Origin of the sequence: Jannaschia seosinensis (genome assembly GCF_001408515.1) — a bacterium.
GTDB classification, from domain to species: Bacteria; Pseudomonadota; Alphaproteobacteria; order Rhodobacterales; family Rhodobacteraceae; genus Jannaschia; species Jannaschia seosinensis.
This window is the reverse complement of record NZ_CYPR01000185.1, coordinates 61,524-76,293: the sequence shown is the minus strand read 5'-3', so window position 1 is coordinate 76,293 and position 14,770 is coordinate 61,524. Positions and strand designations below refer to the sequence as shown.

At 63.4% G+C, this 14,770-nt stretch carries 16 protein-coding genes and 1 tRNA gene; 10 read left to right on the top strand and 7 right to left on the bottom strand.

Translation table 11 applies throughout. The features are described 5' to 3' along the window. Positions 1 to 192, bottom strand: a 192-nt coding sequence (tnpB, locus tag JSE7799_RS13955) for an IS66 family insertion sequence element accessory protein TnpB (RefSeq protein ID WP_144431721.1), incomplete at its 3' end; no start/stop codon positions are given. Next, a complete protein-coding gene (tnpA, locus tag JSE7799_RS13950; RefSeq protein WP_245624895.1) occupies positions 189 to 590 on the bottom strand; it encodes an IS66-like element accessory protein TnpA in 402 nt (133 codons plus the stop codon). The genes tnpA and tnpB, both read right to left, overlap by 4 nt. A gap of 44 nt (positions 591 to 634) precedes the next feature. Here tnpA and JSE7799_RS13945 point away from each other — a divergent pair, with 44 nt between their 5' ends. After that, a complete protein-coding gene (locus JSE7799_RS13945) occupies positions 635 to 1,486 on the top strand; it encodes a c-type cytochrome (protein WP_083480600.1) in 852 nt (283 codons plus the stop codon). Between the two features lie 820 nt (positions 1,487 to 2,306). Here the strand turns inward: JSE7799_RS13945 and JSE7799_RS13940 are convergent. Then, positions 2,307 to 2,381: transfer RNA gene (locus JSE7799_RS13940), tRNA-Val, on the bottom strand. A gap of 196 nt (positions 2,382 to 2,577) precedes the next feature. Further along, positions 2,578 to 4,974, bottom strand: a complete 2,397-nt coding sequence (lon, locus tag JSE7799_RS13935) for an endopeptidase La (RefSeq protein ID WP_055664157.1) — start codon at positions 4,972 to 4,974, stop codon at positions 2,578 to 2,580. A gap of 487 nt (positions 4,975 to 5,461) precedes the next feature. Between lon and JSE7799_RS13930 the strand changes: the two genes are divergently transcribed. Continuing rightward, the gene (locus JSE7799_RS13930) at positions 5,462 to 5,995 is read left to right on the top strand and encodes a hypothetical protein (RefSeq protein ID WP_055664156.1); all 534 of its coding nucleotides are present in this window, start codon (positions 5,462 to 5,464) and stop codon (positions 5,993 to 5,995) included. A gap of 23 nt (positions 5,996 to 6,018) precedes the next feature. Here JSE7799_RS13930 and tgt read toward each other — a convergent pair whose 3' ends face one another. After that, positions 6,019 to 7,152 carry a tRNA guanosine(34) transglycosylase Tgt gene (gene tgt, locus JSE7799_RS13925; protein WP_055664155.1) on the bottom strand — a complete coding sequence of 378 codons (1,134 nt, stop codon included), beginning with the start codon at positions 7,150 to 7,152 and terminating at the stop codon, positions 6,019 to 6,021. A 325-nt stretch (positions 7,153 to 7,477) separates the two neighbouring features. Between tgt and JSE7799_RS13920 the strand changes: the two genes are divergently transcribed. The 4 genes from JSE7799_RS13920 to JSE7799_RS13905 all read left to right on the top strand — a co-directional run bounded on the left by JSE7799_RS13920 (position 7,478) and on the right by JSE7799_RS13905 (position 10,711). After that, positions 7,478 to 8,089, top strand: coding sequence for an outer membrane protein (locus tag JSE7799_RS13920; protein ID WP_055664154.1), 612 nt, complete (start codon positions 7,478 to 7,480; stop codon positions 8,087 to 8,089). Positions 8,090 to 8,178: 89 nt separating this feature from the next. Continuing rightward, the gene (locus tag JSE7799_RS13915) at positions 8,179 to 8,544 is read left to right on the top strand and encodes an SUF system Fe-S cluster assembly protein (protein ID WP_055664153.1); all 366 of its coding nucleotides are present in this window, start codon (positions 8,179 to 8,181) and stop codon (positions 8,542 to 8,544) included. A gap of 42 nt (positions 8,545 to 8,586) precedes the next feature. Continuing rightward, positions 8,587 to 10,251 carry a mechanosensitive ion channel family protein gene (locus tag JSE7799_RS13910; RefSeq protein ID WP_055664152.1) on the top strand — a complete coding sequence of 555 codons (1,665 nt, stop codon included), beginning with the start codon at positions 8,587 to 8,589 and terminating at the stop codon, positions 10,249 to 10,251. Between the two features lie 88 nt (positions 10,252 to 10,339). Continuing rightward, positions 10,340 to 10,711, top strand: a complete 372-nt coding sequence (locus tag JSE7799_RS13905) for a HesB/IscA family protein (RefSeq protein ID WP_055664151.1) — start codon at positions 10,340 to 10,342, stop codon at positions 10,709 to 10,711. 724 nt (positions 10,712 to 11,435) lie between these two features. Here the strand turns inward: JSE7799_RS13905 and JSE7799_RS21870 are convergent. After that, positions 11,436 to 11,609: a hypothetical protein gene (locus JSE7799_RS21870; RefSeq protein WP_245624894.1), complete on the bottom strand. Its 174-nt coding sequence runs from the start codon at positions 11,607 to 11,609 to the stop codon at positions 11,436 to 11,438. Between the two features lie 313 nt (positions 11,610 to 11,922). Here JSE7799_RS21870 and JSE7799_RS22060 point away from each other — a divergent pair, with 313 nt between their 5' ends. The 4 genes from JSE7799_RS22060 to JSE7799_RS13890 all read left to right on the top strand — a co-directional run bounded on the left by JSE7799_RS22060 (position 11,923) and on the right by JSE7799_RS13890 (position 14,475). Next, positions 11,923 to 12,048, top strand: coding sequence for a hypothetical protein (locus JSE7799_RS22060; protein ID WP_275934903.1), 126 nt, complete (start codon positions 11,923 to 11,925; stop codon positions 12,046 to 12,048). A 53-nt stretch (positions 12,049 to 12,101) separates the two neighbouring features. After that, positions 12,102 to 12,815: a triose-phosphate isomerase gene (tpiA, locus tag JSE7799_RS13900; protein WP_083480599.1), complete on the top strand. Its 714-nt coding sequence runs from the start codon at positions 12,102 to 12,104 to the stop codon at positions 12,813 to 12,815. Between the two features lie 10 nt (positions 12,816 to 12,825). Continuing rightward, a complete protein-coding gene (locus JSE7799_RS13895) occupies positions 12,826 to 13,986 on the top strand; it encodes a cytochrome P450 (protein ID WP_055664149.1) in 1,161 nt (386 codons plus the stop codon). 186 nt (positions 13,987 to 14,172) lie between these two features. Next, on the top strand, positions 14,173 to 14,475 hold the full coding sequence (locus JSE7799_RS13890; protein WP_055664148.1) for a hypothetical protein: 303 nt from the start codon (positions 14,173 to 14,175) through the stop codon (positions 14,473 to 14,475). 14 nt (positions 14,476 to 14,489) lie between these two features. Here the strand turns inward: JSE7799_RS13890 and JSE7799_RS22055 are convergent, their stop codons facing one another. Then, positions 14,490 to 14,618 carry a hypothetical protein gene (locus tag JSE7799_RS22055; RefSeq protein ID WP_275934902.1) on the bottom strand — a complete coding sequence of 43 codons (129 nt, stop codon included), beginning with the start codon at positions 14,616 to 14,618 and terminating at the stop codon, positions 14,490 to 14,492. Between the last annotated feature and the right edge of the window lie 152 nt (positions 14,619 to 14,770).

Genomic DNA, 14,770 nt, shown 5'->3' with positions numbered 1-14,770 from the left:
CATGCCGACGCCATCGTGCCAAAGCAGCTTCACCAGATCGCCCCGACGTCCTCGGAAGCAAAATATCTCCCCGGCATACGGATCACGCCCGAGGCCTTGCTGCACCTGCAAGGCCAGCGTGTTCATGCCCTTCCGCATGTCAGTCACGCCGCCCGCGATCCACACCTTTGCGCCTGCCGGAAACGCGATCATGCCCGTTCCACCACCTGGATGAGCCGCGCAAGGGTCGACGTCTCGGTCGAGGCGGCGGTCACGAGGCGACGTCCGTTCGGCAGGATGATCTCCACCCGGTCATGGCTCGTGTCATCCGCCCGAAACTGCGCATCGGTGGTTGCTGGCTCGGCGGCGACTTCCGGCCTCACGGTAACCGCCGTGAAATGCGCCCGGTCCCCATTGCCGATCAGAAGGCCCTCACGTGCCAGGCGACGCCACCGTGTGAGAAGCGAACGAGAGATCTCGTAGCGTCGTGCCGTCGCTGCTGCCATCCGAGGCGCCGCATAGCTCTCCTCAACGATCCGCACCTTCTCGGCGTCAGTCCACCGACGCCGCCGGCCGGTATCCGTGACCGAAAGAACCTCTACTTGGGACATGAAGCTATGGTCTGTCATAGCTTCATGCTCTTAAAGGCAGCCGGGTGGGTCGGTCAGACGGCCCTCGGCGGAGGCATACGATCTATCGCAGTTTGAGCCTTGTGCGGGATGAAGTCATTGCCGCAAGCGCCGCGGATATCGACCTTCCACCGGACTGGGCACCCGAAGCGACGCCAGAAAACGCCGTGCTGTTCCAGAACGACTGCGCCCAGTGCCACGGCGCCCCCGGCCTGCCTCCTGCCCCTTTTGCCCTCGGTATGATGCCGGTCCCCACCAACCTCGTCGCTGCCGCACGCGAGCGCCCGCCCGAGGAGGTATTCTGGTTCATCCGCGACGGCCTGAAGATGAGCGGCATGCCCTCGTGGCGTTACCGCATGGAGGAGGCGGAGATGTGGCGGATCACCGCGCTGGTCGAAGCGCTGCCGGCCCTGTCACCGGTGGCTTACCAAGCGCTGCTGGCCGAAGGAGCCGGCGCGGCGCCGGAGCCAGCGCCCGCGCCGCACGTCACCGACGAACGCGCCGAAGCCGATCCCGCCTTCGACATCCCAAACCCGGAGCGCGGCCGCCGCGCGATGCAGCACTACGCCTGTCGCTCTTGTCACCTGATCCCCGGCCTCGTCGGCCGCGCGGACGTGCGCGTCGGCCCCCCGTTGGGCGAAGCGGGATCGCGCCGTTACATCGCCGGGGTGCTTTCGAACACGCCCGAGAACATGGTCCGCTGGATCACCGAGCCGCAGGCGGTGGATCCCCTGAGTGCAATGCCCGATCTTGGCGTGAGCGAGTTCGATGCGCGCGACATGGCCGCCTATCTCTACACGCTCTCCAAAAGTCAGCCTGCAGAAGTACCCGATATTGATCATGGCGGTACCGCCTCTGAGGGCGTCGCGGCGCATTAGGCACTCTCTTTGCGTTCAGTGACGAAATGGAAGAGTTCTTAGGAATGTCGTCAGCGGAGCAATTTGGAGTGGCAGATCCGACGCTGTCTGACTTGTCGAGAACGTTCCCATACGATGAAGACTCGGGCTGAACACGCAGAGCGGACCCGCCCAGCGCGCAGGCGCACCGCTGTTTTCGATGACGGCGCACGGTTCACGACAGCTCTCCTTCAGCCCGGGTTCAGACGTTCTTCCAGAGCATCGCGCGCAGCGCCGTAACATCCATCGTCCAAGCCGCCAGAAGCTTCTCCAACCGCCTATTCTCTTCCTCCATCTTCTAGCGTGTCCGGGCATCGCTTGTCATTGGCTTGGGAACCTTGGCGGACGATGGCTCGCCCTCCTTCGCCATGCTCCGAGCGCCACTGTTTGACGCGGCATCGCAAACTCCGTGCTTCCGGCGCACGTCAACTGCCGACGCGCGAACCTGCGCTCCTTCAGAAGGCCGGCTATCCGCTCCTCGCTGAACCGCGCTCTCCTCCTTGTCCGTCTCGTCGTTCGAGGAACAGATCATCGCCACAATGCGGAGCTTTCGAGGGAGCGGGTCAGCAGGTGCCGGTGCGGTAGCTTGATCCACCGACACCCTGTCGGTCACGTGACAGCATTGCTGGCGAAGGTTCTCCGGGCAAAGTGCACGCCCTAGGCAATACAACCGCCGTGAGCCGATGCCTTTCCCTGACCGATCCAGACACGCTAGAGCTTGTGACCCTGCCGATCAGATAGCTTGCGCCATACTGCAACTGGCTGCGGAGCCATTCAAGAACATCATCTCAGAGGAGACCGGTGGTGGGTGATGAGGGATTTGAACCCCCGACATCTTCGATGTGAACGAAGCGCTCTACCACTGAGCTAATCACCCGAACCGTGGCGCAGGCATTAGACAAAGCCGGAACCGGGTTCAAGTCCAGTTATGATCTGCCCCGAAAGCTTGGCGGGAGGAGGCGTACGCCATCAGGCTCCGCTAGTGACAGGTCAGTCGTGCAGGTCACTGCAGACACGACGAAGGGGCCCGAGGGCCCCTTCGCTTCAACTGTACTTCTGGCCGGAGCGCCGGGTCAGTGCGCTGTCATGCCGGACTTGTCGGCCGAACTCTTTGCCGCGAGTGCCGCGGCCTCTTCGGCCGCTTCATCCCACTCGATGGGCTCGGGCTCCCGAACCAGCGCGATTTTGAGCACGTCCGAGACATGCGAGACCGGAATGATCTCAAGCCCCTCCTTCACACTGTCGGGAAGCTCCGCGATGTCCTTCTCGTTTTCCTCGGGGATCAGGACCGTCTTGATGCCACCGCGCAACGCGGCCAGCAGCTTCTCCTTCAGGCCGCCGATGGCCAGAGCGTTTCCGCGCAGCGTGACCTCACCCGTCATCGCAATGTCCTTGCGGACGGGGATCCGCGTCATAACCGAGACGATCGACGTGACCATGGCCAGACCCGCAGACGGTCCGTCCTTCGGGGTAGCCCCCTCGGGAACGTGCACGTGGATATCGAGCGTGTCGAACCGCGGCGGCTTGACCCCGATCTGCGGCGCGATGGAGCGCACATAGGAAGACGCCGCGTCGATCGACTCCTTCATCACATCGCCCAGCTTGCCGGTTGTCTTCATTCGACCCTTGCCCGGCAGGCGCAGCGCCTCGATCTGCAGCAGGTCGCCCCCCACCGAGGTGTAGGCAAGGCCCGTCACGACCCCGATCTGGTCCTCTTTCTCGGCCAGACCGTAGCGGAACTTCTTGACGCCAAGGAAGTCGTCGAGGTTTTCGGTCGTCACCGAAACGGTGCTCTCCTTCTTGCCGACGATCTTCGTCACCGCCTTGCGCGCGATCTTTGCCAATTCGCGTTCGAGATTCCGCACGCCCGCCTCGCGGGTATAGGTTCGCACGATTTCGCGCAGGACGTCGTCGGAGAGCTCGAACTCACCCTTGCGGAGCCCGTGGTTCTTGATCTGCTTGGGCAGCAAATGCTGGCGCGCGATCTCGACCTTCTCCTCCTCGGTGTAGCCGGCGAGCGGGATGATCTCCATCCGGTCCATGAGCGGACCCGGCATGTTGTAAGAGTTGGCCGTCGTCAGGAACATCACGTTCGAGAGGTCGTATTCCACCTCAAGGTAGTGATCCACGAACGTGCCGTTCTGCTCAGGATCAAGAACCTCAAGCATCGCGGAAGCCGGATCGCCACGGAAATCCTGTCCCATCTTGTCGATCTCGTCGAGCAGGATAAGCGGGTTGGTGGTCTTGGCCTTCTTGAGAGCCTGGATGATCTTGCCGGGCATGGAGCCGATATAGGTCCGCCGGTGACCGCGGATTTCGCTCTCGTCACGGACACCGCCAAGCGAGATACGGATGAATTCGCGCCCGGTGGCCTTGGCCACGGACTTGCCAAGCGAGGTCTTGCCGACACCGGGCGGGCCGACGAGGCACATGATCGGACCCTTCAGCTTCGCCGACCGCGCCTGCACGGCGAGATACTCGACGATCCGCTCCTTGACCTTCTCGAGCCCGTGGTGATCCTTGTCCAGAACGTCCTGAGCCTTGACGATGTCCTTCTTGACGCGGGATTTGGTGCCCCACGGGATCGACAGCATCCAGTCGAGATAGTTGCGCACGACGGTCGCCTCGGCGCTCATCGGGCTCATGTTCTTGAGCTTCTTGAGTTCGGCCTCTGCCTTGTCGCGCGCCTCCTTCGACAGCTTTGTCTCGGCGATGCGCTTCTCCAGCTCGGCGGCCTCGTTCTGGCCGTCCTCGCCGTCGCCCAGCTCCTTCTGGATCGCCTTCATCTGCTCGTTGAGATAGTACTCGCGCTGCGTCCGCTCCATCTGCGACTTGACGCGGCTCTTGATGCGCTTCTCGACCTGTAGAACGCTCATCTCGCCCTGCATCATGCCATAGACCTTCTCGATCCGGTCCGACACAGTCAGCATTTCCAGAAGCTCCTGCTTCTGACCGACTTCAATGCCCAAGTGACCGGAGACGAGGTCGACCAGCTTGGCTGGATCCTGCGCCTCGGAGACAGCGCCCAGCGCCTCTTCGGGAATGTTCTTCTTGACCTTCGCGTAGCGCTCGAACTCTTCGGCGACCGTATGCGACAGCGCATCGATCACGGAATCCTCGCCCCGCGTTTCCTCCAGCGGCGTCGCCTCGGCCTCGAAAAAGGCGCTGTTCTCTATGAAGCGCGTGATCTTCACCCGGGCGCGACCTTCGACCAGCACCTTCACCGTGCCATCGGGCAGCTTGAGCAGTTGCAGCACGTTGGCGAGCACGCCGACGCGGTAGATGCCATCCTGATCTGGCTCGTCCACGGTAGGATCGATCTGGCTCGAAAGCAGGATCTGCTTGTCGTCGGCCATAACCTCCTCAAGCGCGCGGACCGACTTGTCGCGGCCGACAAAGAGGGGCACGATCATGTGAGGGAACACCACGATGTCGCGCAGGGGCAAAACGGGATGTGTGGATGTAGTCATGTGGCTTCTGTCCTTTTGCAAAGACGCGCTGCCCCGGATGCGGCGGCTTGTGGCGTCTTCCGTCCTTGGCCCACGATGTGGGGACGGCCGCGGGCTTCGTCAACGCGAGATATGTTCCCGGCTTGTTTCAAAGCCTGCCCATCCACGCGCGTCTGTGCAAGAGGCGGCGCCAGTCCCTTCCGGGCGTCGTTGCAAAAACCATGCGCGTCTAGCCGTTGGTTTCGCTCTGCGACCGATTTGTCGCGCCATCCGGCCGTCTTGCACGGATGCCCCAAAAACGCCGCAATCTTCGGCAAGTCTCTGTCAGCGCATTGTAAACAATTTTCAGAACTTCCTAAACACAAGCCCGCTTCGCTGTTCGTTGACGACGACAGATCCGTCGCAAGCGGTGTGGTAAGCTCAGCTTCAGAAACCCGGACTCAGAGAAATGATCGCCTCGAGCTGCGCCGTCTCCAATAGCCACCACCGATGCTCCGCACGTCCGCAGATGTCCTGTCGCTCGCGTCTTGCATCCGCTCCGGCCGCGCGCCCGAACGAGATCCCGCTGAGCGGAGATGTCACCGAGGCCTCGCTCGACGTCCTGTCGCTCGCCCTGCCCCGCTTCGCCGAAGTCAGCACGTTTGCCGGCTCTCTCGACACGTCCGACGATTTCCTCATTCGGGACATACGGGACGGCCTCGCCTTCGAACATCTCGGCGGCCGAGTCTCCGGTGTGCTCCAACCACGAGAGTTGCGTCTCGACATCCTCGGCGCGAGTGCGCGTCAGGTCATGGGCGAGATCGTCGCGCTCTATTGCTCCAGCGGTGGAAAAGGTCCGGAACGGGCGCAGGTCGGATACGGCGCGCGGATGGTGCATCTCGCCGCGATGCGCCTTTCGGGCGGGCGGATCATCCGGCATGTCTGCCAGGACGGGCGTCTGATCGATCCCGTCACTGCCCGTCCGATTCAGGCCGCGCGCCTCGTGCTCAAGCCGGTCGGTCCGAAGCCGCTGCTCCTGACGCCGATGATGCGCGTCGCGTGATTGGCCGGAAGGGGCGCTGACGCCTAGACCGGCTCCACGTCGCCCGCTGCGCGCAGGGCATGGAAATCTCGCTCCCAGACTTCGAAACGCTCCTCGGCAATTGCGGCGCGCATGTCCGCCATCAAATCCTGGTAGTACTGAAGGTTGTGCCAAGTCATCAGCATGGAGCCGATGATTTCCTTGGAACGGCTGACGTGGTGCAGATACGCCCTTGAATAGCCGCGACAGGCCGGGCAGCCGCATTCTTCGTCGAGCGGACGCGGATCGTCGACATGCCGTGCATTACGGATATTGATGACACCCCGGCGGGTGAAGGCCTGCCCCGTCCGCCCGGAGCGGGATGGCAGCACGCAATCCATCATGTCGATCCCGCGCTTGACCGCGCCCACGATATCGTCGGGTTTCCCCACGCCCATCAGATAGCGGGGCTTGTCTGCCGGCAGCTGCTCCGGCGCATAGTCGAGAACGTCGAACATCGCCTCCTGCCCCTCGCCCACGGCAAGTCCGCCCACGGCATAGCCCTCGAACCCGATCGAACGCAGCCGCTCCGCACTTTCCGCACGCAGATCCTCCTCAAGCCCGCCCTGCTGGATCCCGAACAGCGCATGGCCCGGACGGTCCCCGAAGGCGTCGCGCGACCGCGCCGCCCAATCCATCGACAAGCGCATGGACGCCGCGATTCGGTCCCGGTCCGCCGGAAGGGCCGGACATTCGTCGAAGCACATGACGATATCGGATCCCAGGAGCCGCTGAATTTCCATCGACCGCTCCGGCGTCAGGCGGTGCTTGGACCCGTCGATATGGCTCTTGAACGTCACGCCGTCGGCGTCGAGTTTCCGCAGCGCGCCGAGGCTCATCACCTGAAATCCGCCGCTGTCGGTCAGGATCGGCCTGTCCCAGTTCATGAAGCGATGCAGCCCGCCCAATCGGTCGATCCGCTCCGCCGTCGGCCGCAGCATCAGGTGGTAGGTGTTGCCCAGCAGGATGTCCGCCCCGGTCGCGCGCACCGATTCCGGCAGCATCGCCTTGACCGTCGCCGCCGTGCCGACCGGCATGAATGCCGGTGTGCGAATTTGCCCGCGCGGCGTCGAGATCGCGCCCGTCCGTGCGCGTCCATCGGTTGCGTCGAGGCGGAAGGCGAAAGGTTGGGCGGGCATGGCGCGACTCCGGGCGACAGGTCTCGTTCGGTCGCGGGCGTTAACGCATGTTACGCTCCTGCAACAGGGGGCCGCTTGACCGATCCTGCACCGACACTGGTTCCGGGCGCCAGCCCGGGATGTGATGGACCGGTGCGGATACCTTGTAGAAAGGCAGTCGGGAAATCCGGCGGCTTGGGGGGTCTTATGCCGGTCCGTGATCGTGGCTGCGCGGATTGCCGCATCGCCGCCCGACCTGATGGACAAGCCCGGGGAACTTTCCTGCGCCGCGGATCATCTACGCCCCGCCCCCCGGGAACTGGGGGCGACAAACGAAGGACCAGACATGAAACGCTTCATCCCCTTCCTCGTTCTTCCGCTCGCCGCGACGCCGGCGCTGGCAGGAAACATGGCACCCGCGCCCGTCGAACCCGCGCCCGTATTCACCGCCGCCCCCGCCGCGCCGGTCTACGACTTCACCGGTTTCTATGTCGGCGCGGAGGCGAACTACGTTGACGCCGATACCGGAGGCGATCTCGATCTCGATGGCGACGGCGGCATGGTCGGCCTTCGCTTCGGCTACGATTTCGCCTTCCGGCCCGGCATCGTCGGCGGCTTCGTGCAGTACGACGACGGTGATATCGACCTGGAGCTTGACGGTGCGGGCGCCGGCATCTCGCTCGAGAACGTGCTGCGCGTCGGTGCGCGCGCAGGGGTCGTGCGTGGTGCAAACATGTTCTACGGCCACGGCGGCTATGCTATGGTCGAGACCGACAATGCGGGCGATGCGGACGGCTATTTCCTCGGCGCCGGCTACGAGCGTTTCGTCACTCAGAACGTCACGCTCGGGATCGAGGCGAATTACCACGAGTTCGACGACTTCGACGGCACCTCAAGCGGCGTGGACGTCGATGGCGACGCCACGACCGTCGGCCTCAATGTCAACTGGCGCTTCTGATATCATCGGGGGTGCGTACGGCGTACCCCCTTTACCCTCCGGCCGGCAATCCCTATCTTTTCAGTCGACAGAATAGCGGGACCCGATCCATGAACGACGCGACACCCGAGCGCCTTGAAGGTGCCCCTCTCATCGCACCGTCGACGACCGACCACCCGTTGCACGAGCCTGTGGTGGATGCCTGCCGCTCGGTGTTCGATCCGGAAATTCCGGTGAACATCTTCGACCTCGGTCTGATCTATACGATCGATATCGGCGAAGAAGGCGACACCCGCATCATCATGACGCTCACCGCGCCGGGCTGCCCGGTCGCGGGTGAGATGCCGGGCTGGGTGGCCGATGCCGTCGCCGCCGTGCCGGGCGTGAAGACGGTAGATGTCGACATGACGTTCGAGCCGCCTTGGGGGATGGAGATGATGTCCGACGAGGCAAGGCTCGAATTGGGCTTCATGTAACCGGCACAGGAACCTGATCAACCGGTGCGGCGTTCGGACAACATGCCGCACCGCCAGATGTTCCTAGCCATTCTGCTTTCCTTTCTCGCCTTCGCCATGCCCGCCGCGGCGCAGGAGGAGGGTTTTTTCGAGATCGAGAGGTTGAACGCAGGGCTGGGTTCGCCGCCCGACATCGTCGACCGCCGCTCTCCTCGTGCCACGATCGAGACGCTGCTGCGGGCCGCCGAGGTCGGCGAGTGGGACGCGGCTGCACATCTCCTCGACCTCCGTGGCCTTTCGCCCGAGGCGCAGCGCGAGCGCGGCGCCATTCTGGCCGCACAGCTTTACACGGTCCTCGAACGCCGCGTGGTCTTCGACTGGTCGCAACTCCTGTCGCGGCCCGACGCGTTGCAGGTGACGGGCGGCGATCAGGCCGCACAGGCCGGGGAGCCGCGCCGATCAATCCTGTTGCGCGACCTGGAACTGGAACCCGTTCCGGCGGAAATCCGGCTCGACCGCCTGAAGCCTTTGAACGCGGATCCGGTCTGGGTGTTTCCCCGATCCACGGTCGAGGATATTCCCGCACTATACGAGCGGCACGGGCCGACCGCGTTCGAAGCCGCGCTTCCCCAAGCTTTGCGCAACAAGGCGTTCTGGGACTTGATGTGGTGGGAGTTGATCGGCCTGCCGCTGATGATCCTGACAGCCTTTGCCGTGGGCTTCACCGTCAACCGTCTTGTCAAGCGCATCGGTCGAGCCTTCCCCGGGCGCATCGCGGGCGCGGTCATTCAGGCGGTCGCCTCTCCGCTCGTGATCGTTTCGGTCACGGTGCTGCTATGGCTGTCCACGCGCTACATCTTCATCTTCTCGGGCCGGATCGACCTTTTTCTCAGCCCCATCATCGTCACTGGCTACGTCACTGCCCTTCTGCTGCTGATCGTGAATGTCGTGGAGGTGCTTCTCGACGAACTGATCTCGCCCGGCGAAGATATCGACCTGACCAGGCGCGAACGCGATGAGAGCCGGACGCTGGCCACGAAACTGAACGCGGGCAAGCGCATTCTCGTCGTCGTCGTGTTCCTGATCGGCGTGGGCTTCGTTATGGCGTCCGCCGACATCTTCCGCAGCCTCGGCCTGTCGCTGCTCGCCTCGGCGGGCGTGTTGACGCTGATTGCCGGTTTTGCCGCGCGCAGCCTTCTGGGCAACGTGATCGCGTCCCTTCAGATCGCGCTAAACCAATCGGCCCGCGTCGGCGATCGCGTCGTCTACAAGGACGTTCTTGCGCATGTGGAACGGATCAACATGACCTTCGTCCAGCTTCGCGGCTGGGACGGGACACGCCTGATCGTTCCGGTCGAGGAGTTCATCTCGGAAACCTTCTCGAACTGGTCGATCACCGATCCCGCCATGACGCGGATCCTGAAATTCAAGCTCGACCCCCGCGCGGATGTCGAACGCCTCCGGGAAATTTTCACGGAAGTGCTGGACCGGCTTGATGACACCGATCTCGGAGAAGAACTTGGCGACCGCAGCAGTGCCAAGGTCAGCGTCGCCGGGCAGGACGTGTTCGGCATCGACGTCTGGTTCTTCGTGCCCTGCAGGGATCCGAATACCTCGTGGGAAGTGGCCTGCGTCGTTCGGGAGGACATGATCCGCCGCGCCGGCGAGATAGAGGATGCGCCCGAGCATCCGATCTTCCCGCAGGCGGTCGCGGCGGAGGCGGCCTGACCGCTTCGGCGTTCGCGGCATCAATGCGCCGCGCCTCTTGAGGGTTCGCGCGGCCGTGCCTAACTAGGTCGTCCAAGGAGGTCGCATCATGTTTGCCATTCCAGGTCAGTCTCCCGTCACCGTGACCCCCGCCGCGGCCGCGCAAATCGCGCGTCTGATGGCGAAGCAGGACGCCGCCGGTTTGCGCATCGGCGTGAAGAAGGGCGGCTGCGCGGGAATGGAATACACGATGGATTACGTCGCCGAGGTCGAGACCAATGACGAGGTCGTCGAGGTCGCGGCACCCGATGGCACGGGCGCACGCGTTCTGATCGCCCCGATGGCGCAGATGTTCCTTTTCGGGACGGAGATCGACTACGAGACGTCGCTGCTCGAATCCGGCTTCCGGTTCCGCAACCCGAACGTGGTTGAGGCCTGCGGTTGCGGCGAATCGATCAAGTTCGACGAGACCTTGGGCTGAACTGCGCCGTAACCTCTCGCTGAGCCTTCAACGGTGGGCGTACTTGATGAACCCTGGTCCCTCACCGCATGATTCTCCCCCCAGAACTGCGCGGTCTCCCGTGCATCCGTCGTTGAGATGTCATGAGTTTGTGACCGAACCGTAATGCAGCATCGCGAATTTGCGGATGTCCTGATCCAGAGAAGACGATCCCCGGACTGCGCTACACTACCTCGCGCTGGCTTGTGCAATCGCCGCCCCTACCACGGCAGAAATGTCGACCTACGACCCCCGCTCGGCTTCGCTCGTGGATCGGATGGGGAAGAGCGACCTCGGAAGTCCTGTCTCCCCCAGCCCCCCGCTCGTACCGACCTTAGCGTCGGCCGTTGCGGTGCGCCGTTGATGTTCCCCGAAATACGGACGTGTCGAATAATACCGCCGCACGGATGGGGCGGGCGTCCTAGAATTTGACGTGATGTCCACGGCCGATCAAGAACTGGTCCGCCGCCATGTGCAGAACGATATATTTACGACGACCGATACCCTGCTGATCGACCTCGCCGGAACCTGCGCGACACCATTCACGCCTGTGGGCGCCGGATACCAGCCACGGCAAATTCCCAGACGTCGGAGATCACGCTCGATCAGCTCGGACCCTCAAGCCAAAGATGGATACGGCCGATTTGACGGCCGGCACAGTCGAGGCGCACGTGAGTGGCGACATCGCAAACTACGGCACCGACGTCTATACTGGCGGTTCGACGCTGCTGACCACGCCGTGTCCATCGAACTCTTTCCCGAACTTGGCGCAAAGTTTGCGCATGAACACAGGTATCCGGTCGTTGAGATGCCGCAGGAGTGCTCCGGCAGGAATGATTGCGCACAGAAGCTGATCGACAAGTACAAGGCCGCCGCGCATCCCTGCCTCCGATATCTGGGCGCAGGCCGTCTATCTCGACGACCGCTACGAGACGTTCGACGACGATGAGGGCGAGAGCGACCCACTGAATGCCACAACCCTCAAGCCTACAATGCGAGGACCGGCGGATGTGGACATCAACTACCCTACGCCTCCCCTATGGATGCTAGTCACTGCCGAAAATGTTGAAATTGTTACTTAAATTCATGATAAAGAGGCGTGCACCCCGGGGCTGAACCTTATCGCATAGTCGCTGGAGCGGTCGGAACGACTTTCCGACGGCGGCGGCCGGCACGACCAATCGATCTCCGACATGACCGGCAATAACGGCATCACATTCGCACTGCGCGACGTGCTGGCGCAGAATGCCGGCGCCGTCGGCGTCTTCTCCGACTGGCCTGCAACGGTAACATCTCGCGCTAACCGCATGGGCCTGTAGGCCCGCTGCTTCCTCGTGCTATGTCTGCGCAGGACCTAACACGAGGAAGCCTCATGCCCCGCAAGATCGCTGCTGGAAACTGGAAGATGAACGGCCTGTCGGATGCGATGCCGGAGGCGATCGCCATCGGCGCCGCATCCGAAGGCCTCGATTGTGCCACGGTGATCTGTCCGCCCGCGACGCTGCTCGCGCGCATGGGCGACGCGGGCGTGACGCTTGGCGGCCAATATTGCCATCCGGCGGGTTCGGGCGCGCACACCGGAGACGTTTCCGCACCGATGCTGGCCGATGCCGGCGCAACCTGGTGCATTACCGGCCATTCCGAACGCCGCGCCGATCACCGCGAAACCGATGCCGATGTTCGCGCGCAGACAGAAGCTGCCTGGGATGCGGGCCTCACCGCCATCCTGTGCATCGGAGAGACCCTTGAGGAACGCGAAGCGGGCGCGACTCTCGACCGCCTCATGGCACAGCTCGACGGATCCGTCCCCGAGGGAGCGAACGCCGAAAACACCGTCATCGCATATGAGCCCGTCTGGGCCATCGGGACCGGCAAGACGGCCACTCCGGATCAGGTAGCCGAAGTTCATAACGCGCTTCGCGAACGGCTTGGTCCTGATATGGCGCTGCTTTACGGCGGCTCAGTCAAGGCGGCGAATGCGGCGGAGCTCTTCGCGCTGGCCAATGTGAACGGTGCGCTGGTCGGCGGCGCCAGCCTGAAGGCCGATGACTTCGTGCCCATCATGCGCGCCCTCTCGGAATCCTGACCAACCGACGATGCAGCAGCTCAGTCAGTTACCCTCGGATCCTGCCTTTGTGCAGGATCCCTACCCGTTCTACGATCGCCTACGCGCCGCAGGACCGCTCGCATTTTGGAGCGACTATGCAATGCCGATGGCCGCTGATCACGCCACCGTCTCAGCGCTCCTGCGCGATCGCCGCTTCGGGCGAGAGGATCCGGTTCCACCGGATCGGCCTGCCCATCAGGCGGACTTCTGGGCGGTCGAGAACCACTCCATGCTGGAACTTGAGCCACCCCGGCACACCCGTTTGCGGGCGCAGGTTCTTCGCGCCTTCACGTCGCGCCGCATTGCCGCGCTCGGCCCGGAGATCGCCGCATTGGCCCATGAACTGGTCGATGCGTTTCCGTCAGAGCCGTTCGACCTGCTGGACGCTTTCGCCCGACCCCTTCCCGTTCGCGTCATCGCCCGCCTGCTCGGCGTGCCCGAAGCCGACGCGCCGTCGCTGCTCGCCTGGTCGAACGCGATGGTCGGCATGTATCAGGCCCGCCGCACCCATGCCGATGAGGTCGCCGCGGCACGCGCGGCGGCCGAATTCACCTCCTACCTGACGGACATGTTCCGCGCGCCTGCGCCAAACGGTCTGATCGCACAACTTCTTGCGGTTGAGGCCGAGAACAAGCTGTCGCGCGACGAAACATGCGCGACCTGTATCCTGCTGCTCAATGCAGGACATGAGGCGACGGTCCACACCCTTGGAAACGGCGTCGCAGGCCTCTGCGCCGCCGATCTGTGGGGCGCAGAAGTCACACCGAATCTGGTCGAGGAGGTTTTACGTCACGATCCGCCCCTGCACCTGTTCACACGCTTCGCCATGGAAGACGTGGAGGCCCACGGTCATCAATTCGCGCGGGGCGATCGTGTCGGTCTGCTACTTGCCGCTGCCAATCGCGATCCGGATGTTTACTCCGACCCGGCCCGGTTCATCCCCGACAGGTACCCCGCAGCGCCCGCATCGGTCAGTTTTGGCGCCGGCTTGCACTTCTGCCTCGGCGCGCCGCTCGCGCGGTTGGAACTGCTCGAAGCACTCCGCATCCTCGCGCAACGCTGCCCCGATTTGCGTGTGGTCGAGCCCCCGCGATACGCGAACATCTACCATTTCCACGGCTTGGAGCGGCTCCAGGTGGACGTTAGTTGAAGCGGTGCGTCGCCGTCATCGGGTTGGGTATAGCCGCGATCCGGCCCTCGTGCGGCCCTACCGAAGCGGTTACCCGGCGGTTTGGGCCGTCGACGCGATTAACCTGGAATAAGTCGGTTGTGCTCAAGTTCTGTGGCCGGAACCGGAGACGGGGGTCGCGTCGTTTCTCTGGAAACGGAGAACCACATGACCCGCACTCTTATCGCAGCCCTGTTACTGGTCGGAGCTCCTGCAGTCGCGCAGGATTATGATTGCCCTCCCGACGTTCCCGCCGATGATCCGCGTTGCGTGCCGACGGCAGGATTGGCCAGTCAGGCATACAATATCGGTGACCGCCTTGACGAGGACGTACCGCTCGATCCCGCGGACCGCGAAGACGTTCCGCCTCTGATGCCGGGAGAGGCTTTTGCCGAAGTCGAGAACCTGCTGATGCGAGTCATGATAGACGGACGGATCATCATGGACGTGATCGACACGGAGGCACGGTAACTGACCGTCGGGCCTCAGACGAGCGCGGTGGGGTGCAGCGGCAGAAGACATACGGCCGATCCTGTCCAAGCCGGCGAACCCGACTGCGCCGGCAAGGAGGACCAGATCGCGAAGAAGGCCGCAGTGAAAAGCGTGCGTTTCATGGCGACGACTCCTGATGATGCGGTGCCGGACGTGCCGGCCTCGGGCCAGTCGCAGTATTCCGAAGAAGACGTTCACAAAAGGTAAACGCCGCACCTGAACCGATCACAAAAACGTCCACATGCTCAAGCGTCGGATCGGCCAAACTTCAACG